The sequence below is a fragment of the Polaromonas sp. P4_H1 genome, assembly GCF_056400945.1.
Map to the genome: position 1 here is coordinate 123756 of NZ_JBFUKG010000009.1, position 22644 is coordinate 146399.

At 59.8% G+C, this 22644-nt stretch carries 18 protein-coding genes, 1 other RNA gene and 1 pseudogene; 13 read left to right on the plus strand and 7 right to left on the minus strand.

Features of this window, described 5'->3' with window-relative positions:
• Nucleotides 1–10: 10 nt before the first annotated feature.
• The 5 genes from AC1DS5_RS13355 to gyrA all read right to left on the minus strand — a co-directional run bounded on the left by AC1DS5_RS13355 (nt 11) and on the right by gyrA (nt 6462).
• Nucleotides 11–889, minus strand: a complete 879-nt coding sequence (locus AC1DS5_RS13355; RefSeq protein WP_477718747.1) for a prephenate dehydrogenase — start codon at nt 887–889, stop codon at nt 11–13.
• A gap of 52 nt (nt 890–941) precedes the next feature.
• A complete protein-coding gene (gene pheA, locus AC1DS5_RS13360) occupies nt 942–2024 on the minus strand; it encodes a prephenate dehydratase (protein ID WP_011482727.1) in 1083 nt (360 codons plus the stop codon).
• An 83-nt stretch (nt 2025–2107) separates the two neighbouring features.
• Entirely contained in the window at nt 2108–3214 is a 1107-nt protein-coding gene (gene serC / locus AC1DS5_RS13365; RefSeq protein ID WP_477718748.1) for a 3-phosphoserine/phosphohydroxythreonine transaminase, read from the minus strand.
• Nucleotides 3211–3786, minus strand: a complete 576-nt coding sequence (locus AC1DS5_RS13370) for a DUF2059 domain-containing protein (protein WP_477718749.1) — start codon at nt 3784–3786, stop codon at nt 3211–3213. Before AC1DS5_RS13370 ends, serC begins: the two co-directional genes overlap by 4 nt.
• A gap of 33 nt (nt 3787–3819) precedes the next feature.
• A complete protein-coding gene (gene gyrA / locus AC1DS5_RS13375) occupies nt 3820–6462 on the minus strand; it encodes a DNA gyrase subunit A (protein WP_477718750.1) in 2643 nt (880 codons plus the stop codon).
• A gap of 255 nt (nt 6463–6717) precedes the next feature.
• Here gyrA and ompA point away from each other — a divergent pair, with 255 nt between their 5' ends.
• The 6 genes from ompA to AC1DS5_RS13405 all read left to right on the plus strand — a co-directional run bounded on the left by ompA (nt 6718) and on the right by AC1DS5_RS13405 (nt 10865).
• Nucleotides 6718–7362: an outer membrane protein OmpA gene (gene ompA, locus AC1DS5_RS13380; protein ID WP_477718751.1), complete on the plus strand. Its 645-nt coding sequence runs from the start codon at nt 6718–6720 to the stop codon at nt 7360–7362.
• Nucleotides 7363–7429: 67 nt separating this feature from the next.
• The gene (gene ubiG / locus AC1DS5_RS13385) at nt 7430–8137 is read left to right on the plus strand and encodes a bifunctional 2-polyprenyl-6-hydroxyphenol methylase/3-demethylubiquinol 3-O-methyltransferase UbiG (RefSeq protein ID WP_477718752.1); all 708 of its coding nucleotides are present in this window, start codon (nt 7430–7432) and stop codon (nt 8135–8137) included.
• A gap of 17 nt (nt 8138–8154) precedes the next feature.
• The gene (locus AC1DS5_RS13390; protein ID WP_477718753.1) at nt 8155–8820 is read left to right on the plus strand and encodes an HAD family hydrolase; all 666 of its coding nucleotides are present in this window, start codon (nt 8155–8157) and stop codon (nt 8818–8820) included.
• Between the two features lie 12 nt (nt 8821–8832).
• Nucleotides 8833–9219, plus strand: a transfer-messenger RNA (tmRNA) gene (gene ssrA, locus AC1DS5_RS13395).
• Nucleotides 9220–9487: 268 nt separating this feature from the next.
• The gene (locus tag AC1DS5_RS13400) at nt 9488–10090 is read left to right on the plus strand and encodes a DUF4337 domain-containing protein (RefSeq protein ID WP_477718754.1); all 603 of its coding nucleotides are present in this window, start codon (nt 9488–9490) and stop codon (nt 10088–10090) included.
• A 55-nt stretch (nt 10091–10145) separates the two neighbouring features.
• A complete protein-coding gene (locus tag AC1DS5_RS13405; RefSeq protein ID WP_477718843.1) occupies nt 10146–10865 on the plus strand; it encodes a pseudouridine synthase in 720 nt (239 codons plus the stop codon).
• Nucleotides 10866–10893: 28 nt separating this feature from the next.
• Here the strand turns inward: AC1DS5_RS13405 and AC1DS5_RS13410 are convergent, their stop codons facing one another.
• Nucleotides 10894–11610: a DUF2726 domain-containing protein gene (locus AC1DS5_RS13410; protein ID WP_477718755.1), complete on the minus strand. Its 717-nt coding sequence runs from the start codon at nt 11608–11610 to the stop codon at nt 10894–10896.
• A gap of 725 nt (nt 11611–12335) precedes the next feature.
• Here AC1DS5_RS13410 and AC1DS5_RS13415 point away from each other — a divergent pair.
• The 7 genes and pseudogenes from AC1DS5_RS13415 to ntrC all read left to right on the plus strand — a co-directional run.
• Nucleotides 12336–12437, plus strand: a pseudogene (locus AC1DS5_RS13415) (sterol desaturase family protein); the annotation flags it as partial.
• A 122-nt stretch (nt 12438–12559) separates the two neighbouring features.
• Nucleotides 12560–13486, plus strand: a complete 927-nt coding sequence (locus AC1DS5_RS13420; protein ID WP_477718756.1) for an EI24 domain-containing protein — start codon at nt 12560–12562, stop codon at nt 13484–13486.
• A 34-nt stretch (nt 13487–13520) separates the two neighbouring features.
• The gene (locus AC1DS5_RS13425) at nt 13521–14345 is read left to right on the plus strand and encodes a competence/damage-inducible protein A (RefSeq protein ID WP_477718757.1); all 825 of its coding nucleotides are present in this window, start codon (nt 13521–13523) and stop codon (nt 14343–14345) included.
• A gap of 221 nt (nt 14346–14566) precedes the next feature.
• Nucleotides 14567–15982: a type I glutamate--ammonia ligase gene (gene glnA, locus AC1DS5_RS13430; protein WP_477718758.1), complete on the plus strand. Its 1416-nt coding sequence runs from the start codon at nt 14567–14569 to the stop codon at nt 15980–15982.
• Nucleotides 15983–16174: 192 nt separating this feature from the next.
• Nucleotides 16175–16687, plus strand: coding sequence for a hypothetical protein (locus tag AC1DS5_RS13435; protein WP_477718759.1), 513 nt, complete (start codon nt 16175–16177; stop codon nt 16685–16687).
• 29 nt (nt 16688–16716) lie between these two features.
• Complete coding sequence (glnL, locus tag AC1DS5_RS13440) at nt 16717–17817, plus strand: nitrogen regulation protein NR(II) (RefSeq protein ID WP_477718760.1); 1101 nt, start codon at nt 16717–16719, stop codon at nt 17815–17817.
• 69 nt (nt 17818–17886) lie between these two features.
• Nucleotides 17887–19383 (plus strand): nitrogen regulation protein NR(I), encoded by a 1497-nt coding sequence (gene ntrC, locus AC1DS5_RS13445; protein ID WP_477718761.1) that lies wholly within the window; start codon nt 17887–17889, stop codon nt 19381–19383.
• 191 nt (nt 19384–19574) lie between these two features.
• Here ntrC and AC1DS5_RS13450 read toward each other — a convergent pair whose 3' ends face one another.
• Nucleotides 19575–22550, minus strand: coding sequence for an ATP-binding protein (locus tag AC1DS5_RS13450; protein WP_477718762.1), 2976 nt, complete (start codon nt 22548–22550; stop codon nt 19575–19577).
• Nucleotides 22551–22644: the final 94 nt, after the last annotated feature.

Sequence of the window (22644 nt, forward strand, 5' to 3'; positions counted from 1 at the left end):
GGACCAGGACTTATTTATGGGATTTGTGCGAGGACATGCGCCAGTTGGCGCGCGTTTCGCTGGCTTGCTCGATCAGCACCTCCAGCACATCACCACTGCCACCGGAAATCAGCTGCTCCAGTGATTGCAGGGTGTCCTGGAAGATTTTGGACTGCGCCAGCAGTTCTTCGCGGTTGGCAATCAGGATGTCGCGCCACATTTTGGGGTCGCTGGCCGCAATCCGCGTGAAGTCGCGAAAGCCGGGCCCCGCCAGGGACAGGTAGTCCTTGCCTTCCTGCTGGCCCGAGATGCCGTTCATCAGGGCAAAAGCGATCAGGTGGGGCAGGTGGCTGACCGCTGCGTAGGCCGCATCATGGGCCTGCGGCGACATCTTCAACACATGGCATCCCAGGGCGGTCCACACCTCGGTGGCCTTTTGCAGCTGGACGGTGAAAGTCCGCTCGATGGGCGTCAGGATGACCTGCTTGCCGCTGTACAGGTCCGCGTCCGCATGCTCGACGCCGGAGACTTCCTTGCCGGTGATGGGGTGGCAGGGAACAAAGGCGCCGACGTTGTCGCGCAGGACGCGGCGCGCCGCATCCACCACATCCCGTTTGGTCGAGCCCACGTCCATGATCAGCGTGCTGGGCCCCACCAGATGCCGGATGGCCTTGAAGGTCGCTTCGGTGGCGGAAACCGGTACGGCCAGCAGCACGATATCGGCGCCCGAGACTGCGAGCAGGGCGGAAGGCGCTTCCACGTCGATCACCCCCATCTGGCGGGCGCGCTCGGTGGTGGAGGGGGATTTGCTGTAGCCAACGATGCGCTTGACCAGGCCGGCACGTTTGAGCGCGAGCGCGAAGGAACCGCCCATGAGGCCGCATCCGATGAGACCTAACTGTTCAAACATGAAGCGGTACCGGAAATTTTTGTAATTCTTGCATGGAGCTCTTGCTTGCGCCTCAATCGCTGACGGGGTAGGTGCCGAGAACCTTGTAAAACGCGCACAGTTGCTGCAAATCAGCCAGCGCTGCCTTGACGTGGGGCTGGGACGGGTGGCCTTGCAGGTCAATGTAGAAATAGTATTCCCACTGGCCCGATCGTGCCGGACGTGACTCGAAGCGGGTCATCGAAACCCCGTGGGTTTTCAGCGGCACCAGGATGTCGTGCACGGCACCCGGGCGGTTGGGCACTGACACCACCAGGCTGACGCAGTCCTTGCCGGAAGCGGGTGGGGAGGGCAGTGTTTGCGGCAGGCAAACCACGGCAAAACGGGTGCGGTTGAAGGCGTCGTCCTGGATAGCGTGGGCCGCCGTGTGCAGGCCGAATTGCGCTGCCGCCCGATCGCTGGCGATGCCGGCCCACGCCGGATTGGTCGAGGCCAGGCGTGCACCTTCTGCGTTGCTCGACGCGGCCCGGCGTTCCGCATTGGGCAGGTGGGTGGTCAGCCAGCCCTGGCACTGTGCCAGGGCCTGAGGATGTGCATACACGGCCTCGATGTCGTCCAGGGAGTCAGACAGCCGCAGCAGGTTGTGCCGCACCATCAGGCTGATCTCGCCGACGATGTGCAGCGGCGAGTTCAGGAAGAGGTCAAGGGAGCGCGACACTACGCCTTCGGTGGAGTTCTCAACCGGCACCACGCCATAACCGGCACTGCCCGCCGCCGTGGCACGAAACACTTCATCAATGCTGATGCAGGGCACGTGTTCAATGCTGGCGCCAAAAAATTGAAGGGCCGCCTGTTCGCTGAACGTGCCGGCAGGCCCCAGGTAGGCAACGCGCACCGGCGATTCGAGGGCCAGGCAGGCCGACATGATTTCGCGCCAGACGGCTGCAACATGTTCGTTCTTGAGCGGACCGGTGTTGGCTTGCTGGATCTGCTCAATGACCTGGGCAACCCGGTCAGGCCGGAAAAAGGGCGTACCTTCGAGCTTTTTGACATCTCCCACCTGCTCGGCAACTTGCGCGCGGCGGTTCAGGAGTGCCAGCAATTCCTTGTCTATGGCGTCAATCTGGACGCGCAAATCGGCGAGGTTGGCTGTCATATCGGTGCCCGCCCGGCCGTCTGAGCGGCACTGGATGCCCCGTCAAGGGGCTGCGAACAAATGGAGCGTGGAGGCATGTCGTCCTAGGCGTGTTTTTGTTCGAATTCTCGCATGTAGCCGATCAGCGCCTCGATGCCGGCCAGCGGCATGGCGTTGTAAATGCTGGCACGCATGCCGCCGACGGACTTGTGGCCCTTCAGTTGCAGCAGGCCGCGGGCTTTGGCACCGGCCAGGAAAGCCTCGTTGCGCGACTCGTCCCGCAGCAGAAATGGCACATTCATGCGCGAGCGGCACTCGCTGCCGACGCGATTGAAGTACAGCTGGGAACGGTCGATGGCGTCGTAAAGCAGTTGCGCCTTGGCAAGGTTGCGCTTTTCCATGGCGGCAATGCCCGTCACGTCGCCTTCTTTCTGGCGTTTGAGCCATTGAAAAGTCAGGCCTGCAATATAAATCGCATAGGTTGGCGGCGTGTTGTACATCGAGTGGTTGTCCGCCACCGTCTTGTAGTCAAAGGCGCTTGGGCACGCCGGCAGGGCGTGCCCCATCAAATCTTCGCGGACGACCACCAGCGTGACGCCGGCGGGCCCGAGGTTTTTCTGCGCTCCGCCGAAAGCCAGCCCGACCCTGGACCAGTCCACCGGCCGCGAGGCCACATGGGATGAAAAGTCGATGACCAGCGGCGCATCACTTCCCAGGGCTTTGATATCGGGTAGCTCCTGAAATTCCACGCCGTGGATGGTCTCGTTGGTGCAAACATGCACATAGCTGGCGTCGCGCCGCAAATTCCAGCTCGCAGGCGGCGGCAACTGGGTATGGTCGCTGCCTGCATTTGTGGCGGCAATCTGCACGTCGCAGTATTTACGTGCTTCTTTCTGGGACTTGTCGCTCCAGCTGCCAGTCACGACAAAATCTGCCGAGGCACCGCGTGAGAGGTTCAGCGGAACAATGGCGTTTTCCGCCAGGCCGCCTCCCTGCATGAACAGGATTTTGAAGTTGGCCGGAACGGCCATCAACTCACGGAAATCGGCTTCAGCATTTTCGTAAATGGAAATGAACTCCTTGCCACGATGGCTCATCTCCATGACGCTCATGCCACTGCCGTGCCAGTCCAGCATTTCGGCGGCGGCCTGCTGCAAAACCTCTTCAGGCAAATTCGCGGGGCCGGCGGAAAAATTGAAGGGCCGGGTCATTTTTTGGCAGGTGGCTTGCTCGCCCCTGGCGCCGCAGGCGCGGAGCCGACAATTTTCAGTGCGGCATCATCAAACTGCTTGACGCGGGCGACCACATCGGCGCGCGATGCTTCGACCAGCTTCTTTATGAAGATATTGCCCAGCTCCGGTGTGCTGGCCTGGTATTTTTTGATGGCAGGGGATTCAAAAAAGGCAGCGATCTGCTTGAGCTCGTCCACCGTAAAACGCTCCGCATAAGCCGGTACCAGGACGTCGCTGCTGACTTTGCTGACCTGTTTGCCAATCAGCTTGTTGGTGTCTTCGGCATACTTTTTGAGTTCTGCATTGAGATCATCCGACGCTTTTTGCTGTTTGGCCTTGGGTACATTTGCCTCCAGCTTGGGGCCCCAATTGGCGATCAGTTCCTGGGCCGTACTGCCCGCAAGCTGAGCTACGAGCCGGTCAAGCTCTGGGCCTTGCTGCAGGGCGACAACTTTGGTGGCCCATTCGGTTTTCGGGTCTGGCGTTTGCGCATGAATGGCGGTGGAGCAGGCAAGGCCGGCCATCGCCAGAGTGGTGATCAGTTTTTTCATGAATAGCTTCCGGATTGGGATGGATTAAGGTGGTTAGAGCGGAGTGGCGGCGTCTTTGCCTGCGTCGTTCTCCACGTCGTTGTCGTCAAGCGTGGCATCGTTTTCGACGATTCGCTGGAGACCACTCAATTGTGAGCCCTCATCAAGGCCAATAAGCGTAACACCCTGTGTAGCCCTTCCCATCTCCCGGATTTCACTGACCCGCGTGCGCACCAGCACCCCCTTGTCGGTGATCAGCATGATTTCATCGTCGACATGAACCAGCGTCGCGGCAACCACCTTGCCGTTGCGCTCGCTTTGCTGGATCGCGATCATGCCCTTGGTGCCGCGGCCATGACGGGTGTACTCGGTGATGGAGGTGCGCTTGCCATAGCCGTTTTGGGTGGCCGTGAGCACGCTCTGTTGCTCGTCCTCGGCGACCAGCATCGCAATCACGCCCTGGCCCTCTTCGAGTGTCATGCCGCGCACGCCGCGCGCGTTGCGGCCCATGGGGCGCACATCGTTCTCGTCAAAGCGCACGGCCTTGCCGCCGTCGCTGAACAGCATCACGTCGTGTTTGCCGTCGGTCAGGGAGGCGCCGATCAAATAGTCGCCGTCGTCCAGGTCCACGGCGATGATGCCGGCCTTGCGCGGGTTGCTGAATTCGTCCAGCGTCGTCTTCTTGACGGTTCCCATGGAGGTGGCCATAAACACATACTGGTCGGCCGGGAAGCTGCGCTTTTCGCCGGTCAGCGGCAGGACCACCGTGATTTTTTCACCTTCCTGCAGCGGGAACATGTTGACGATGGGTCGACCGCGCGAGCCGCGCGAGCCGGCCGGCACTTCCCATACCTTGAGCCAGTAGAGCCGGCCGCGGTTGGAAAAGCACAGGATGTAGTCGTGCGTATTGGCGATAAACAGCTGGTCGACCCAGTCATCTTCCTTGGTCGCAGTGGCCTGCTTGCCACGGCCCCCGCGTTTTTGGGCGCGGTATTCGGACAGAGGCTGGCTCTTGATGTAGCCGGAGTGCGACAGGGTCACCACCATGTCGGTCGGCGTGATCAGGTCTTCGGTGCTGAGATCGAACGAGCTGTGCTCGATCTGGCTGCGCCGCGCGCCGAGCTTGGTCTGGCCGAACTCCAGCTTGATCGCGGACAGCTCTTCGCCAATGATGATGGAGACCCGCTCGGGCTTGGCCAGAATATCGAGCAGATCGTCGATTTCGGCCATGACTTCCTTGTACTCGGCCACGATCTTGTCTTGCTCAAGGCCGGTCAGGCGTTGCAGGCGCATCTGCAGGATTTCCTGGGCTTGCGTCTCGGACAGGCGGTACAGTCCGTCGCTGCCCATGCCAAAGGCCTTCTCCAGTCCGTCGGGGCGATAGTCGTCGGCATTGACCACGCCGCCATCGGCGCGGGTGCGGGTAAGCATTTCCCGCACCAGGCTGCTGTCCCATGGGCGCAACATCAGTTCGGCCTTGGCCACCGGCGGCGTGGGTGCATTGCGGATGATGGCAATGAAGTCGTCGATGTTGGCCAGCGCAACCGCCAGGCCTTCCAGTACATGGCCCCGTTCGCGCGCCTTGCGCAAGGTGAACACGGTGCGGCGCGTCACCACTTCGCGGCGATGCGAAAGGAAGACCTGGATCAGGTCTTTCAGGTTGCAGAGCTTGGGCTGGCCATTGACCAGCGCCACCATGTTGATACCGAAGGTGTCCTGCAGCTGCGTCTGTTTGTACAGGTTGTTCAGCACCACTTCGGGCACTTCACCGCGCTTGAGTTCAATCACCAGGCGCATGCCCGACTTGTCGCTCTCGTCCTGGATATGGCTGATGCCTTCGATCTTTTTCTCGTGAACCAGTTCGGCCATGCGCTCCTGCAGCGTCTTCTTGTTGACCTGGTAGGGCAGTTCGTCCACGATGATGGACTGGCGCTGGCCCTTGTCGATGTCTTCAAAGTGGCATTTGGCGCGCATGACCACCTTGCCGCGCCCGGTGCGGTAGCCATCCTTGACACCATTGATGCCATAAATAATGCCGCCGGTGGGGAAGTCAGGTGCCGGCACGATCTCCATCAACTCGTCAATCGAGGCTTCCGGATTCTTCAGCATGTGCAGGCACGCGTCGACCACCTCGTTGAGGTTGTGGGGCGGAATGTTGGTGGCCATGCCCACCGCGATGCCGCCGGAACCATTGACCAGCAGATTGGGCAGCCGGGTTGGCATGACCAGCGGCTCCTGCTCACTGCCGTCGTAGTTGGGGCCGAAGTCGACGGTTTCCTTGTCGAGGTCAGCCAGCAATTCGTGGGCAATTTTGGACAGGCGGATTTCGGTGTAACGCATGGCCGCAGCGTTGTCACCGTCGACCGAACCGAAGTTGCCCTGGCCGTCGACCAGCAGATGGCGCAGCGAAAAATCCTGCGCCATGCGCACGATGGTGTCGTAGACCGACTGGTCGCCGTGCGGATGGTATTTACCAATCACGTCACCGACAATACGGGCGGATTTCTTGTAGGGCCTGTTCCAGTCGTTGTTCAACTCGTGCATGGCAAACAGCACGCGCCGATGCACCGGCTTGAGGCCATCCCGCGCATCGGGCAGTGCGCGGCCCACAATTACGCTCATCGCGTAATCGAGATAGCTTCGTCGCATTTCCTCTTCAAGACTGATGGGCAGGGTTTCTTTGGCGAACTGGGTCATGAGAGGCCTGGTTGGGATTTTTCAAGATTCTTGAGGGGAATCCGCAATTTTAAGGCTTGAGTTTATAGCGCCCCGTTTGTGGTGAGTCAGCAACAAATGATTAAGAATCTAATTTCCGTGTCGGATGAAGCCGATAGCTTGCTTGAAGCTTAGAGTAGCTGTGGCACAATCGTTGTAACGCTTTGAGTGATGGTCACTCACGGCGTGTAAATCACTAATCGCAGCAAGTCTGCGGCTTTTCTCTAGAGGAGAACCATGAAGAAACTCAACAAAGTGGCAATGTTGTTTGCTTCCGCAGCGCTTGTTACCGCCGCTGGTGCACAAACGATCGACAACTGGAAAAATGGCAACGGTGAACTGGTCTGGAAAAACGGTACCAATGAACTGTGCTGGCGCGATGCCAACTGGACGCCTGCTACTGCAGCTCCTGGCTGCGATGGCGCTATTGTTCCGCCTGCTCCGGCTCCTGCTCCTGTCGCTGCTCCCGCTGCTCCTGCTCCTGCAGCAGCTCCGGCACCAGCCCCAGTTGCTCCTCCTGCCGCGACCAAAGTTACTTACGCCGCTGATGCATTCTTCGACTTCGACAAGTCCGTTCTCAAGCCAGAAGGCAAAGCCAAGCTGGACGACCTGGTCGGCAAGATCAAGGACATCAATCTGGAAGTGATCATTGCTGTGGGTCACACCGACTCCGTCGGCAGCGATGCATACAACCAGAAGCTGTCGGTTCGCCGTTCGGAAGCTGTCAAGGCTTACCTGGTGTCCAAAGGCATTGAGAAAAACCGCGTTTACACCGAAGGCAAAGGCGAGAAACAGCCTGTTGCTGACAACAAGACCGCCGAAGGCCGCGCGAAAAACCGTCGCGTGGAAATCGAAGTTGTTGGTACCCGCGCCAACAAGTAATCCTCTCGGGATCGCTTGAAAACCGCGCTTCGGCGCGGTTTTTTTATGCCTCAACGATAATTGCGACATGCCTACAAGCCAAAACTTTGACCCCGCCGAACTGGCCAAATTCTCTGATCTGGCCCATCGCTGGTGGGACACCGAGAGCGAATTCCGTCCCTTGCATCAGATCAACCCCTTGCGGCTGGGCTGGATTGAGGAGCTGGCCCCGTTGACCGGCCGTCGTGTACTGGATGTGGGCTGCGGCGGCGGCATTCTGGCCGATGCCATGGCCCGCAGGGGCGCCGAGGTGCTCGGGATTGATCTGGCAACCAAAGCACTCAAGGTTGCCCAGCTTCATGCCCTGGAGGCCCAGACCGAGGGAGTCGAGTACCGCGAAATCAGCGCCGAGGCGCTGGCTGCGGAGCAACCCGCCAGTTTTGACGTGGTGACCTGCATGGAAATGCTTGAGCATGTACCGGATCCGGCGTCCATTGTGAAGGCCTGTGCCACCCTGGTCAAACCTGGAGGGCATGTGTTTTTCTCGACCATCAACCGCAATGCGAAGGCCTTTCTGTTTGCCATCGTCGGTGCGGAGTATGTGCTGAACCTGCTACCGCGTGGAACCCATGAATACGCCAAACTGATCAAACCCAGCGAACTGGCTGGCTATTGCCGGACCAACGAACTGACGTTGCAGCAGACCAGAGGCATGGAGTACAACCCTTTGACCCGGCATTACTGGCTCAGCGCCGACACCAGCGTCAATTACCTGCTGGCGACCCAGAAAATCTGAGCGAAACCGTGACACCCATGTTCAATGATATTGATGCCGTGCTGTTTGACCTGGACGGTACCCTGATTGATAGCGCACCCGACCTGGGTGCCGCGGCCGACAAGATGCGCACCGACCGGGGGCTGGTCTCGCTACCTTTGTCGCAATATCGGCCCATGGCGGGCGCGGGGGCCCGCGGCATGATTGGCGTCGCATTTGGCCTGACGCCCGACGATGCCGATTTTCCCGCATTGAGAGAAGAATTCTTTGCCAACTACGAAGCCTGCATGACCGAGCGCACCTACGCGTTTGACGGCGTAGCCGAGCTGATTGAAAAAATTGACCAGGCGGGCCTCAAGTGGGGAGTGGTCACCAACAAGTCCGCGCGCTTCACGCTGCCCCTGACGCAGGCCATGCCGCTCTTTGGTAGCGCCCAGGTCATCGTCAGCGGGGATACCACGCCGCATGCCAAACCGCATCCTGCACCTTTGCTGGAAGCGGCGCGCCGGCTCATGGTGGCGCCCGGGCGCTGTATCTATGTGGGCGACGACGAACGCGACATGATCGCCGGCCGGGCTGCCGGCATGCCCACAGTGGCTGCCGCCTATGGTTATCTGGGCGCTACCGCCGATATGCAAGGCTGGATGGCTGACGCCACCATCACAAAACCCACGTTGCTCTTGAATTTGCTGCGGATGCCTTAAACTATCTGTCTTGGGGCTGCACTGGTTTCGACGCGGGTACGGACGCGCAGTGGGGCATGCCGAGCTTAGTGTGCTCGTAAAACAGACTAAAACAAACTAACTGCAAACGACGAACGTTTCGCACTCGCTGCTTAATAACCAGTGAGCCCTACAACAGCAGGCCGATGGGCTGGGCAAGGGGTCTTTAGCGCAAGTTGAAGGCTCCCGGCTGTAGGGTCATACACATCGGCTGGCTTGGTACCGGGCACCTTGGTATCAGGCGAGACAATAGGATGCTGGCAACCTGTATAGCGTGCTGCTGCGCGATATGGGAAGTGAGACTCAAATCAGACGGCTAAGCATGTAGAACTACGCGAAGAAGGCTTGCGGACGGGGGTTCAAATCCCCCCAGCTCCACCATTCAAACAGCCCCCGCCAGTGGAATACCACTGGCGGGGGTTTTTTCAAACCATCTTCTTCGGCCGTTAATTGACGTTGAATTCGCGCGTCATTCGTACGCAGGCTGGGGCGCTTGCTATGACCTGGGCAGACATAAAAATAAGCGGAAAATTCTGGGCTTGCCGACTCGGCGCCTATCTGCTGCTGAACTTCGTTGACGACCCGGCATGGCTGGCGCTGATGTTTTGCTAGGTGTCGCCTTTTCTCATCAATCCCGGTATCAAATCGTATGGAAATAGATCCCAAGGACATCGTCACAGCGGCTGCTGAGACCTCAAGAGACGCGAAGTCGTCACGCCTGAATCCGGCCGTGGCGATCGCCGTCGCCCTGCTGGCCACCTTCATGGGCATCTGCAAGGTCAAGGATGACAATATCGTGCAGGCCATGCAGCAGGCGCAGGCCGACAAGATCGATCATTGGGCCTTTTACCAGGCGAGAAACCTGCGCGAGGAGGTAGCCAAGGCGACGCTGATGCAGTTGCGTCTGCAGGCAGCCGATAAACCCGTGGAAAGACAAGCGGCCTATCAGGAAACCATCGCCCAGTACGAGAAACTGGCGAAGGAGCAGGCGACAAAGAAAGAGGAACTCAGGCTTCAGGCCTTGGCGGACCAGGCCAATTACGATGCATTGAATTTTCACGACGACCAATTTGATCTGTCTGATGCGTTGATCGCGATTGCGATCTCCCTGCTGGCCATCACTTCACTCACGCAGCTGTGGTGGCTTTACGGCTTGAGCCTGGTACCGGCGGGCTTTGGCGTTTTGATGGGCCTTGCCGGGCTGACCGGCTGGACACTTCATCCGACCTTGCTGATCAAGCTGTTAAGTTAGTGCCGACCTCGCTGGCTCGGGGTTTTCGCCCGGCGACAATAGCGTCATGGCGACCATGCAATTACAGGACATTCTTTTCTCCCAGGGCTTTGGCACGCGGCGCGTTTGTGCGGGCCTGATTCAACAGGGTTTTGTGGCCGTAGCCGGTATCCCCTGTACGGAACCGGCCATGGAGTTTGTTGCGGAAAACCTTCGCTTCACGGTGCAGGGGGTGGCGTGGGAGTACCACGAAAAAGCCTACCTGATGCTGCACAAGCCGGCCGGTTATGAGTGTTCGCAGAAGCCCAGTACTTACCCCAGTATTTACACCTTGCTGCCGTCACCGATTCGCCAGCGTGGTGGTGGCGCTGCAGCGGGTGTGCAGGCGGTAGGAAGGCTGGACCAGGACACGACTGGCTTGCTGCTGCTGTCGGACGATGGCAAGTTCATTCACCGCATGAGCTCCCCGAGGCACCATGTACCCAAGGTCTATGAAGTGACGGCAAAGCACGCGGTGGACGACAAACAGGTTCAGAAACTGCTGGCAGGCGTGGTGCTTGATGACGACCCCAAGCCGGTCCGGGCCGCTGCCTGCGAAAAAACCGGCGAACTGCAGTTAAGCCTGACGCTGACCGAGGGAAAATACCACCAGGTCAAACGCATGATTGCGGCCGTGGGCAACCGGGTGGAAGGCCTGCACCGCTCGCAACTCGGGGGGCTGATGCTGCCTGAAGACCTCAAGCCCGGGCAGTGGCGCTGGCTCACCGTGCAGGATCTGGCCAGCATTTCGGCCTGACGCCTGCTTGCGCGGTTGCCCTTCAGCTTCAGGCTACCTGGCGCCCGTCAGTGTGCCTCAACTCACTCGGCATACTGTTGGACTGGATGAGAAATGAATCGTGCCAGTCTGTGGGCATGCTGCTGCTGGTGCTGTCCCGATAGTCATGGGGCGCGTGGCGTTGGCGCATATCGCGTTGCTGAACCAGCGTCTTTTGCAGGTTGGCGCGGGCGGCCGCCACCGCGGCTTGCTCGCGCTTCAGATCCCGGCTTTTCGCGGCCGCTTCCCCGAGGAAGTCATTGCGGAGCTCATCCGGGTTTGGCAGCTTTGATGCGTTGATCACGACATAGGCAATACCGCATTGCGCCAGCAAATTGTGCTTCACATTTTTCGCCTTCTGAGACAGTCCGGAAGACTTGGGCACATCGACACAGCCAACAATCTGGCCATCCAGGGAACACACGGAAAATGTACAGCTGGTGTTTTTGAGCAGGCTGTACCAGTACAGCCCATTTTCACTGGCGTTAGGCCGGACGAAGCGGGTGACCGGCACCTTGATCATGATGTGATGGTCATCAAAAGTCTCGGCCAGCCAGCGCCAGAGTTGCAATTCCTCGCTGTTCACCAACGGCCGCGCATGCAAGGGCCAATGCCTGGGGATGCGACGTTTCTCCTTCGCAATCCAGCGCAATCGCAGCCAGTACCAAAGGGTGAGCACGCCCATCAAGGGCAGCCCCGCCATCAGTAGTTCTGGATTTTTTGTCATTTACGGCTCCCGGTTTGTCACCAATGCTTACAAGTTACGCTCAACAGGAGTAATTGGGTAGGAAAATAATCACACAATTTTAAAAATGTTACTAAAGTTGTCCGATTCTGTGAATTTCGTGATTTAAGTAACGAAAAACGAGTACTTCCCGTCACACTTCAGCAAAATGGCCAGCTACTAATCTTGCCAGAGGTGTCTTTTTGGGGTAGCCCAAGCCTGCGGGTGGCTAGGGTTGACAACCAGGCGACGGGCTTTCTGCGCACTTTTATGGCTTGTGCCACACACATTTGTTGTATGGCAGCCATTAAATGCCGTTTCATTCGTTTCATTGTGTATGTTAGCCGGACGCTCGATAACGTGCCAGACCATTTGGAACGTCTGGGCCTCCTCTGGTCGACTCTGGTCGGTCTGCGGGCGTAGCAGGGACTGACCTCCGCTATTGCACTATTTTGCGCTATTGGTTTTCCGGTCAGGCCTTCCGCCAAAAGAACGCAATGACCCGCAGTGATCCATGGCCATGGGCACTGCTGTAAAACCAGCGCATCCGGTGCTATCAGGAGGCATTGCTGGGCACCGGAAAACCGGTGATCGCTTCAATGGTTTTTTCGGCCTGCACAAGAACACGACGGGAACCAGGTGCGGAGAGCCGACCATAGGCTGCATTTCCAGCCGGTTGCCTTGATATCCGGCGAATTCATTGCCGCAGCCTGAGGGCTTCAAGGATCCCTACGGGCGTGCGTGACCAGGTCGAAAATAACCGTGACTATGGGCGCGGCTTCTGGTCGCAGCAGTGGATGGGCTTGAAGCGGCTGGCCGGCCGCGCATGAGATGTCCCGGCGCTTTTCACATCGTGTGATGCGCCGATTCACGAGGTGGCCGTTTCACGGTGGGTGGCCCGGCGGAACATGCCGTCCCGAAGGCTGCCATGCATTGGCGTTATCCTAGCTCCATGAGCAAGCTTTTAGACTCCTTCTGGCGGGCCGCCATGTACTGCCTGCATCCCCGGGTCATCGCCCTGTCGGTCCTTCCCCTGGTGATCATGGCTGTCATCTCACTCGGCCTGGGCTACTTTTTCTGGGAAGGCGCGCTGGCCGCGGTGCGCAGCAACCTTGAAAGCTATGAACTGGTGGACATGATGGTCCGCTGGCTGGAAGGGCTGGGGCTGAGCGACCTTCGTGTGGTGCTGGCGCCTGTATTGCTGCTGTTCCTGGCCATTCCCGTCATTGTGATTGCCTCGCTGCTGTTTGTGGCAATGTTCATGACACCCGCCATGGTGGCCCTGGTGGCCGAACGACGGTTTCCGCAACTGGAGCGCAAGCGGGGCGGCTCCTTGGTTGCCAGCCTGTTCTGGTCGCTGGGCTCCACCCTGCTCGCTGTGATTGCACTGGTATTGTCGATTCCCTTGTGGCTGATTCCCCCGTTGATCCTGATCCTGCCGCCGCTGATCTGGGGCTGGCTCACCTACCGCGTCATGTCGTATGACGCCCTGGTGGACCACGCGAGCAGTGAGGAGCGGCGCCAGATTTTCCGGGAGAACCGTGCCGTGCTGCTGGGCATCGGGGTGCTCAGCGGCTACCTCGGTGCCGCGCCCAGCCTGATCTGGGCTTCGGGCGCCATGTTCGTGGCGATGGCGCCTATCCTCGTGCCGGTGGCCATCTGGCTATACACCCTGGTGTTTGCTTTTTCGTCGCTCTGGTTTGCCCACTACACGCTCGCCGCCCTGGAGCAGCTGCGCAAGAAAAACAACGCGCTGGCCCCCCATCCGCTCGCGCAGGAGGCTATTAAATCAATCGCGAACGAATTGGCGCCGACTGCTTCCGAGGGGCCGGCGCCCAGCTTCGGCTCGCTGGGCGGCAATCCCCCTGTCCGGCCTTGATGACTGTCCTGCCGCAACCTCACGACTGCCCTGTATGACCACAAACTTTGGACTCGTCATTGTTGGCGATGAAATTCTCTCGGGCAAACGTGCCGACAAGCACCTGCCCAAAACCATCGAGCTGCTGGGTGCCCGCGGCATGCAGCTTGGCTACGCCGACTACGTGGGCGACGACCCGGCCCGCATCACCGCCACCCTGGCGCGCGCCTTTGCGGCGGCGCGTACGTCTGGCGATGTGGTGTTTTCCTGCGGCGGCATTGGCGCCACACCGGACGACCACACCCGGCAATGCGCGGCCAAGGCCCTGGGCGTGGAACTGGCCCTCCACCCCGAAGCCAAAACGCTGATCATGGAGCGCATGCAGGACGTGGCGAAAGAGCAGGGGCTGCCCTATGAGCCCGACCGCGAGGACAACATCCACCGCCTGAATATGGGTGTGTTCCCGGTGGGCGCCCAGATCATTCCCAACCCCTACAACAAGATCCCCGGTTTTAGCTGCCAGGCCGGTGAGGGCGCGGTGCACTTTGTTCCGGGCTTCCCGGTCATGGCCTGGCCCATGATGGAGTGGGTGCTCGACCAGCGCTATCCCCATCTACATCAGAAATCCGCCTACATCGAAAAGTCGGTGATTGTGTTTGGCTCCATGGAGGCCACGCTGACCCCCCTGATGCTCGCTATTGAGGCAGCGCACGTGGGGGTGAAAGTGTTCAGTCTGCCCAGCGTGGATCACCCCGATTACGGCCGCCACATCGAATTGGGCGTCAAGGGCGCGCCGCAGGCGGTGAGCCTGGCTTATCCCGCCTTGCTGGCGGGCTTGCAGAAATTCCAGGTCAAATTAGGCCCTGAGTTGGTGCGCTGAGAGATTGCACCGATATGGTGCATTGATGTGATGAGCCATCTTGGTGCAAAAGCGGCGTACCTCTTTTTGAGATTCTGACTTCGCAACGACAGAATCCGCGCCAGATAACGGCACAATCAGGGGTTTGGCGAAAACCGATCAGCCATCCGCTGTGGCACAAAAAGTGCATTCACCATCCGAAGACAATTTTTTAACAACCATCCAAGCAACAGGAGATTTTGATGGCAAAGACCGTCGCAGACGTCATGAAAATGGTCAAGGAAAACGAAGTCAAGTTTGTTGACTTCCGTTTTACCGACACTCGGGGCAAAGAGCAGCACGTGACGGTGCCTGTCTCCCACTTTGACGAAGACAAGTTCACCTCGGGCCACGCGTTTGACGGTTCATCGATTGCCGGCTGGAAGGGCATTGAAGCCTCCGACATGCAGTTGATGCCTGATCCCAACACCGCGAACATTGACCCGTTCTTCGAAGAAACGACGCTGTTCATGAGCTGCGACGTGCTGGAGCCCAGCGACGGCAAGTCGTATGACCGCGACCCGCGCTCCATCGCCAAGCGCGCCGAAGCCTACCTCAAGGCTTCCGGCCTGGGCGACACCGCCTACTTCGGACCTGAGCCAGAGTTTTTCATCTTTGACGACGTGCGCTGGAACACCGACATGTCGGGCACCTTCTTCAAAATCGAAGAATACGAAGCCCCCTGGAATTCTGGCGCCAAGCTCGAAGGCGGCAACCGTGGCCACCGTCCCACCGTCAAGGGCGGCTACTTTCCCGTGCCACCGGTCGACAGCACGCAGGACATGCGCGCCGAGATGTCCCTGATCCTCGAATCGCTGGGCATTCCGGTCGAAGTGTTCCACCACGAAGTGGCTGGCGCCGGCCAGAATGAAATCGGCACCCGCTTCAGCACGCTGGTGCAGCGCGCCGACTGGACCCAGATGCTGAAATACGTGGTGCAGAACGTGGCCAATGCCTACGGCAAAACCGCGACCTTCATGCCCAAGCCCATCGTGGGCGACAACGGCTCCGGCATGCACGTTCACCAGTCCATCTGGAAAGACGGCAAAAACCTGTTTGCCGGCGACGGCTATGCGGGTCTGTCCGATTTCGCCCTGTACTACATCGGCGGCATCATCAAGCACGCCCGTGCCCTGAATGCGATCACCAACCCCGGCACCAACAGCTACAAGCGCCTGGTTCCCGGCTACGAAGCACCGGTCAAGCTGGCCTATTCGGCCAAAAACCGCTCGGCTTCGATCCGCATTCCATATGTGGCGAATCCCAAGGGCCGCCGCATTGAAGCGCGCTTCCCCGATCCACTGGCCAACCCTTACCTGTGCTTCTCCGCACTGATGATGGCCGGCCTCGACGGCGTCGAGAACAAGATCCACCCGGGCGAAGCCGCGACCAAGGACCTCTACCATCTGCCGCCCGAGGAAGATGCAAAAGTGCCAACCGTCTGCCACAGCCTGGACCAGGCGCTGGACTGCCTCAATGCGGATCGCGGCTTCCTGACCAAGGGCGGTGTGTTCACCGACAGCATGCTGGACGCCTACATTGAGTTGAAGATGGGTGAAGTGACGCGTCTGCGCATGGCCACGCACCCCATCGAGTTCGAGATGTATTACTCCCTGTAAATCAGCTCCCTGCAATCAGGGCTGCAGACTCCCGGCCACTTACTGTTGCTTACGGTTTGTGGCCAAAAAAGGACGGCAAATGCCGTCCTTTTTTATGGCTGGTGGGTAATGGGGGCGCTGACTTTGTGTTTTTACCGCTTTGCAGCATACTGATAGACCGTCCTTTGCCCTTGCGGGCATCTGGAGTTCCGAATGAAAAACACTTTATCGCTGTCCCTCTTGTCCATGCTGCTGGCCGGTGCGGGAAATACCGCATGGGCCCAGCAGGTTTACCGTTGCGTTGCCGCCAATGGTGGCGTGCCCGAGTACATCAACAACACCAAGGATGCCCAGAACCGTAATTGCAAGCTGCTGTCGGGGGGCAATGTCACTGTGGTGCAGGGCAACCCGGTGCCCAGGGCGCCTGTGCGTGTTGCTGCGGCGGCGGCTTCAGGCGGTCCGCGAACCGATGGCAGCCCGGAGCAGCGTGCGCGCGACAGTGATTCGCGCGCCATTCTGGAGTCCGAGCTGAAAAAGGCCGAAGCCCGATTGGCCGAGCAGCAAAAAGAGTACAACAACGGCGAACCGGAAAAGCAGGGCATCGAAGGACGCAACTACCAGCGCTACCTGGACCGCGTGGCTGAACTCAAGGAAAGCATCGCCCGCAACCAGAGCGATATTGCCGGCATCAAGCGCGAGATTTCGCGTCTCCCGGCCGCAAATTAAGCGTTTATCTCCACCGCTTATGGGCCAAAATGGACGGCTTGAACAAGCCACATTTACCCCCTATTTCACTCCCCGTCCCAGCGTCCCCGCGCTTTCAATCGTTTGATCTGCTGGCCACGCTCGTGGCCGTGGTGCGTACCAATGGGGTGGTGGTGTTCGCCAACGCAGCGCTCGAAGACGCGCTGGGCACCTCACGCCGCACCATTGAAGGCTCGCAGCTCCCCGAGTGTTTTACCGAACCGCTGATTCTGCAAAATGCGCTGGAGGGCGCCGGCAGCAATGAGTTTGCAGCCCTGCGCTATGACGCATGGCTCAGGCGCCTGAACCACGAGCCGATGCCGGTCCATGTGGTGGTGGCGCAAACCGATACGCCGGGCGAAGCGATTGTGGAGTTGCTGCCGTTGGAGCAGCAGGCCAAGCAGGACCGCGAGGAACGCCTGATTGACCAGGCGCAGGCCAACAAGGAACTGATCCGCAACCTGGCCCACGAAATCAAGAATCCGCTCGGCGGCATTCGCGGCGCGGCGCAATTGCTGCAAATGGAAATCGACAAGGAGCTGACCGAGTACACACAGGTCATCATTCATGAGGCGGATCGTCTGCAAACGCTGGTCGATCGCCTGCTTGCGCCGCATCGGCGACCGCATCTGGTGGGCGATGTGAATATTCACGAAGTGTGTGAACGTGTGCGCTCGCTGATCCTTGCCGAGTTTCCCAAGGGGCTGCGTGTGACGCGGGACTATGACATTTCGATTCCCGGCTTCCGCGGCGACCGCGAGCAGCTGATCCAGGCGGTACTCAATATCGCCCACAACGCGGCTCAGGCGCTCGCAGAGCGCATGGTGGCAGGCGATGCGCAGATCACTTTCAGGACCCGAATCGCCCGGCAGGTAACTTTCGGCAAGCAGCGCTATCGCTTGGCACTGGAATTGCATGTCATTGACAATGGACCGGGCGTGCCGGACTCCATCAAAGACCGTATCTTCTATCCGCTGGTATCAGGGCGCGAGGGCGGTTCGGGGCTGGGGCTGACATTGGCGCAAACCTTTGTTCAGCAACACCACGGTTTGATTGAGTGCGACAGTGTGCCGGGCCGGACAGATTTCAAGCTGCTGATACCGCTGCCTTGAGGTATGTCTTCCTCCATGGTTTGATAAATAAACGCGATAACGCGAATGGCACGAAAGGGACTGCACAACATGAAACCGATTTGGATCGTTGATGATGACCAGTCCATCCGGTTTGTTCTGGAGAAGGCCCTGCTTCGTGAGGACCTTCCTACGCGCAGTTTCACCAACCCCCGTGAAGTTCTCCTGGCGCTGGAAAACGCGACAGAGGAAGAGGGCCCGCAAGTCCTGGTGAGCGACATTCGCATGCCTGGCGGGTCGGGGCTGGATCTGCTGGAGAAGGTCAAGCAAAAGCTGCCTGGCCTGCCCGTCATCATCATGACGGCGTTCTCCGATCTCGATAGCGCTGTTTCCGCCTTTCAGGGCGGCGCGTTCGAATACCTGCCCAAACCCTTTGACCTCCCAAAGGCGGTGGAACTCATACGCCGTGCTGTGGAAGAAAGCCAGCGCGAGGAGGTGGCCGAAGAGCGCATGGCGGCCGCGCCGGAAATGCTCGGCCAGGCGCCAGCGATGCAGGACGTGTTCCGTGCCATTGGCCGCTTGAGCCAGAGCATGGTGACGGTGATGATCACCGGCGAATCGGGGTCGGGCAAGGAACTGGTGGCGCGCGCGCTGCACAAGCACTCACCGCGCGCCAACGGGCCCTTTGTGGCCATCAACACGGCAGCCATTCCCAAAGACCTGCTCGAGAGCGAACTCTTCGGTCATGAGCGCGGCGCCTTCACCGGCGCGCAGACCATGCGGCGCGGCCGCTTTGAGCAGGCCGAGGGCGGTACGCTGTTCCTCGATGAAATCGGCGACATGCCTTTTGACTTGCAGACCCGCCTGCTCAGGGTGCTGAGCGACGGTCACTTTTACCGCGTTGGCGGACACAACGCCGTCAAGGCCAATGTGCGCGTGATTGCCGCCACGCACCAGGACCTTGAACAGCGCGTCAAGGAAGGGGGGTTTCGCGAAGACCTCTTCCATCGCCTGAACGTGATTCGGCTGCGTCTGCCCGCGTTGCGCGAACGGCGCGAAGATGTGTTCATGCTAACCCGCCATTTTCTGCAGCAAAGCGCCAAGCAGCTGGGTGTGGAACCCAAGCGTATCTCCGATGCGGCGCTGCAGCAGCTGAGCAACTTCGGTTTTCCCGGCAATGTGCGCCAGCTGGAAAACATCTGCCACTGGCTCACCGTGATGGCGCCTGCTCAGGTCATTGAAGCCAAGGATCTGCCACCTGAAGTGCTGGGCGTGCCGCACGAACCAGCGCCGGGGGCGGGCGATAAAGCGCCTCTGGCGTCCGTCCCGCCCACCACGCATGGTTCCGAGCCTGTTGTTCCGGCGGCGCAGTTTTCCACGGTGCCCGCTGGCGAGCAGAATTGGGAAAGCGGGCTTGAAGCTGAAGCCCTGGCGCTGCTGGCGGCGGGTCGCAGCGATGTGTGGGATGTGCTGACACGCCGTTTTGAGTCCAGGCTGATCCAGACGGCCCTGCTCAATACGCGCGGGCGCCGGATTGAAGCCGCCCAGAAGCTGGGTATTGGCCGCAATACCATCACACGCAAAATCCAGGAGCTGCACCTGGAGTAGGAACGGCTGCACTCCATGAGTTTCCATGGGGTGCTGTCCCAGGTTCCAGTGCGTTTTTTCCAGTTTCTGGTTTCCGTCGTCAGTTTCCATCGCAATCGGATTGGCAGGGCTGCTTGGTCGATGGCTGCGGGAATGGCACGTCCGATGAGGGCCGCCGTGCGACACGGACCCGCCAGTATGCTGGCCGGCACTCAAGAGGTGGCGGATCCCTGAACCTCGGCCAGGTAGCGGTTTAGCTCCGTCAATTCCTGCTCGAATTCGATCATGCTGACCACGATGGTCTTCCAGTCGCCATCGCGGCTGGCCCGCTCGATACGTTCACAGACGTTGGCCAGCGCGAGGGCGCCGACCATGGCGCAACCGCCTTTGATGAGATGGGCCAGCCGTTTGACCTGGGCGGAGTCGTCGTCGGTCACTGCCTGTCTCAAGAGCGCGGCGTCTCCCTCATTGGCCCGTTGAAACTCGATGAAAATGTCGCGCTCGACGGCCGCATCGCCCGCAGACACCCTGGCCAGCGCCACATGGTCAATGGGCGTCCTCGCCCGCCGTGCCGCAGGAAAATAGGTGGGCGGTGTGATGGGGGCCGCGGGGATGGGCAGCCAGCGCTCCAGTTTGGCCAGCAGTTTTTTTAGCTCCACCGGCTTGACAAGGTAGTCGTCCATACCCGCAGCGAGGCAAATTTCCGCCTCGCCGCCCATGGCATTGGCTGTGCAGGCAATGATGGGGTAGTGGCGGGAGTCTGTGGCTGCTTCGCGCTCGCGTATGGTCTTGGCCAGTTCGTAGCCATCCATTTCGGGCATGTTGCAGTCTGTCAGGAGCAGCGAAAATCGGCCCGACTTCCACAGGCTCAGGGCTTCGACACCGTTTCTGGCGCTCTCCGCTGCATAGCCGAGCAGGTTCACCTGGCGCATCAACAGCGAGCGGTTGGTGGGATGGTCATCGGCCAGCAGGATGAGTGTGCCCTCTGCCTCGGCCTGTGCCACGTCGGGCGCCGTCCTGCGCGTCTCCAGACTTGCGGAAAACGAGGCCGGGACATCCGGGTTGTCTTCCGGAAGCAATGCGGGGTCCGCGATGGGCAGCGACAGGTCAAGGGTCATGGTGGTCCCTGCGCCCGGCGCGCTCACCATGGTGATGGAGCCGCCCATCAGGGCTGCCAGTCGCCGGCAAATAACGAGGCCGAGGCCGGTGCCCCCAAAACGATGAGTTGTGCTCGACTCGGCCTGGGCAAAGGGCTGAAACAGCAGCCGTTGATGCTCTTCGGAAATGCCGATCCCGGTGTCTTTCACGCTGAACCTCACCCGGTCTTCACCGTCTTGACGCTCGATCAGGTCCGCCGTGATCTCGACCCGGCCATGAGATGTGAATTTGATCGCGTTGCTGACAAAGTTGCCGAGTATCTGCCGCAGCCGTAGCGGGTCCACTGTCAGGGCAGGGCTGAGCGCCGTATCGACGCGATGGGTGACCAGCAAGCGTTTGCTGCTGGCATTGCCAGAGTAAACGTGGTGGACATCTTCGACCAGATCCTTCAGGGATACGATTTCGGGATGAATGTCCAGCTTTTGCGCTTCAATTTTCGAGAAATCCAGGATGTCGTCGATGATCCGCATCAATGACCGGCCGGATTCCCGTATGGCCTTGAGGGTGGTGTATTGGGTTCCGTTGAGCGGGGTGAGGCTGAGCAGCTCCACCATGCCCAGCACACCGTTCATCGGTGTCCTGATTTCATGGCTCATGGTGGCCAGGAAGGCGCTCTTGGCGCGGTTGGCTGCGTCGGCCTCTTGGTGGGCAAGTTCTGCCGCATTCTTGGCGCTGACGATTGCCTGGTCGGCCAGTTGCCGCGCCAGGTTTTCGCGACGAATTTCGCGGTACAAGGCAATAAAAATACAGGCCGCGACCACCATGGTCAGCAGCATGGAGGTCAGCATATAGCGCTGAAAGCGTGTCGAAGCCGCTTCGCGTTTGACCAGCAAAGCCTCTTCCTCGGCGTCCATGTTCTGGATCACCGAGAGAATGGATCGCATCGCGTTCAGGCTCCGCCCCGAGTCAATCAGGGTTTTGGCTGCACCAAACCCCTGGGTCTGGTACAGCTCGATCCCCTGGTCCAGCAGGTCGTGTATGTGGTCGATCAGCGGCTGAAGGGGCGCCAGGTTTTTAACCTGGCGGGCGTTGTCACTGATGAGAAAACCTATTGATTCGGTTTGGGCGGCTATGTTTGAGACCAGATGCCGGTATAGATCGAGTTGCTGGGTCTGGCCGGTAATCAGGTAGTTGCGCTGTGCGAAGCCCGCTTCAGAGATATCACCGTAAAGACGGCTCAGTGCGGCGCGCACCTGCTGCGTGTGGGCTACCTGCTGTGCCGAGTTTGCAAAAACCGTGGTGGCCTTGTAGGTAAGCCCTCCCCCGATCGCCAGCAGCAAAAAAGCGCCGGCAAAGCCGGTGAGGATTTTTCCTTCGATTGATGTGATCGTGAAGGAAGAGGCCGTTTGTTGTGCCATGCGCTTGTGGATTGCCAGCAGTGTGCCCGTGCTGAGAAAAATGAGGGCCACCGCCGTGTTCACCGCTACCGGCGGCAGCACAACATCCGTTGTGAGTTCGCTGGCGTTCCAGGCGTAGCCGATCGCCGAAAGCGTGCCAATGATCAGCGTCACCGCCGTTGCCAAAAATGCCGGCGTGCGCAGGCCGGATCGCGGCAGGATCAGCAAGGCCAGTCCGATGCAGGCGAAAGCCGCGGCGCTGTAAGGCGACATGCGGCCGCGAATCGCGTTGTACGCGCCCTGGCGGTCGAGGAACAGCAACTCGTCAATGCCCAGGCGCCAGCCGAACAGATACTGCCCCAAGGTGGCCAGGCCCAACATGCCGACAAGAAGCGCCAGTGCCTGCGCCCCCTGCTGAAAAAATGCCGTTCGCTGGAGGTCCAGCAACCACAGGGCAGCGCCCGCCGCGATCAGGCCCAGCGCCGTATTGGCTTTCATGTCCACCGCACCCGGCAGCACGCTCTTGAGGAGGGACACTTCCCATACCCAACCCGCCAGGACCGACAGGCCGGTGAGGAGGGTTGCACTGGCGGCCAGCCTGATGATCAGCGTGATCAGCTGTACGGCAGCACCCGGTCTGCCGGTGTCATCTCCCCGGTCACCCTGGCTGGGTTCATGCAAGGTGCTGGACATGGACTGAGCCTTGAAGTGATTCGGGCAGTGAAAAATCCTTCCGTGAGCGATGAGCCGCAAGACCGCTCAGGCCCTGAGGGCGGAGGTGAGGGCG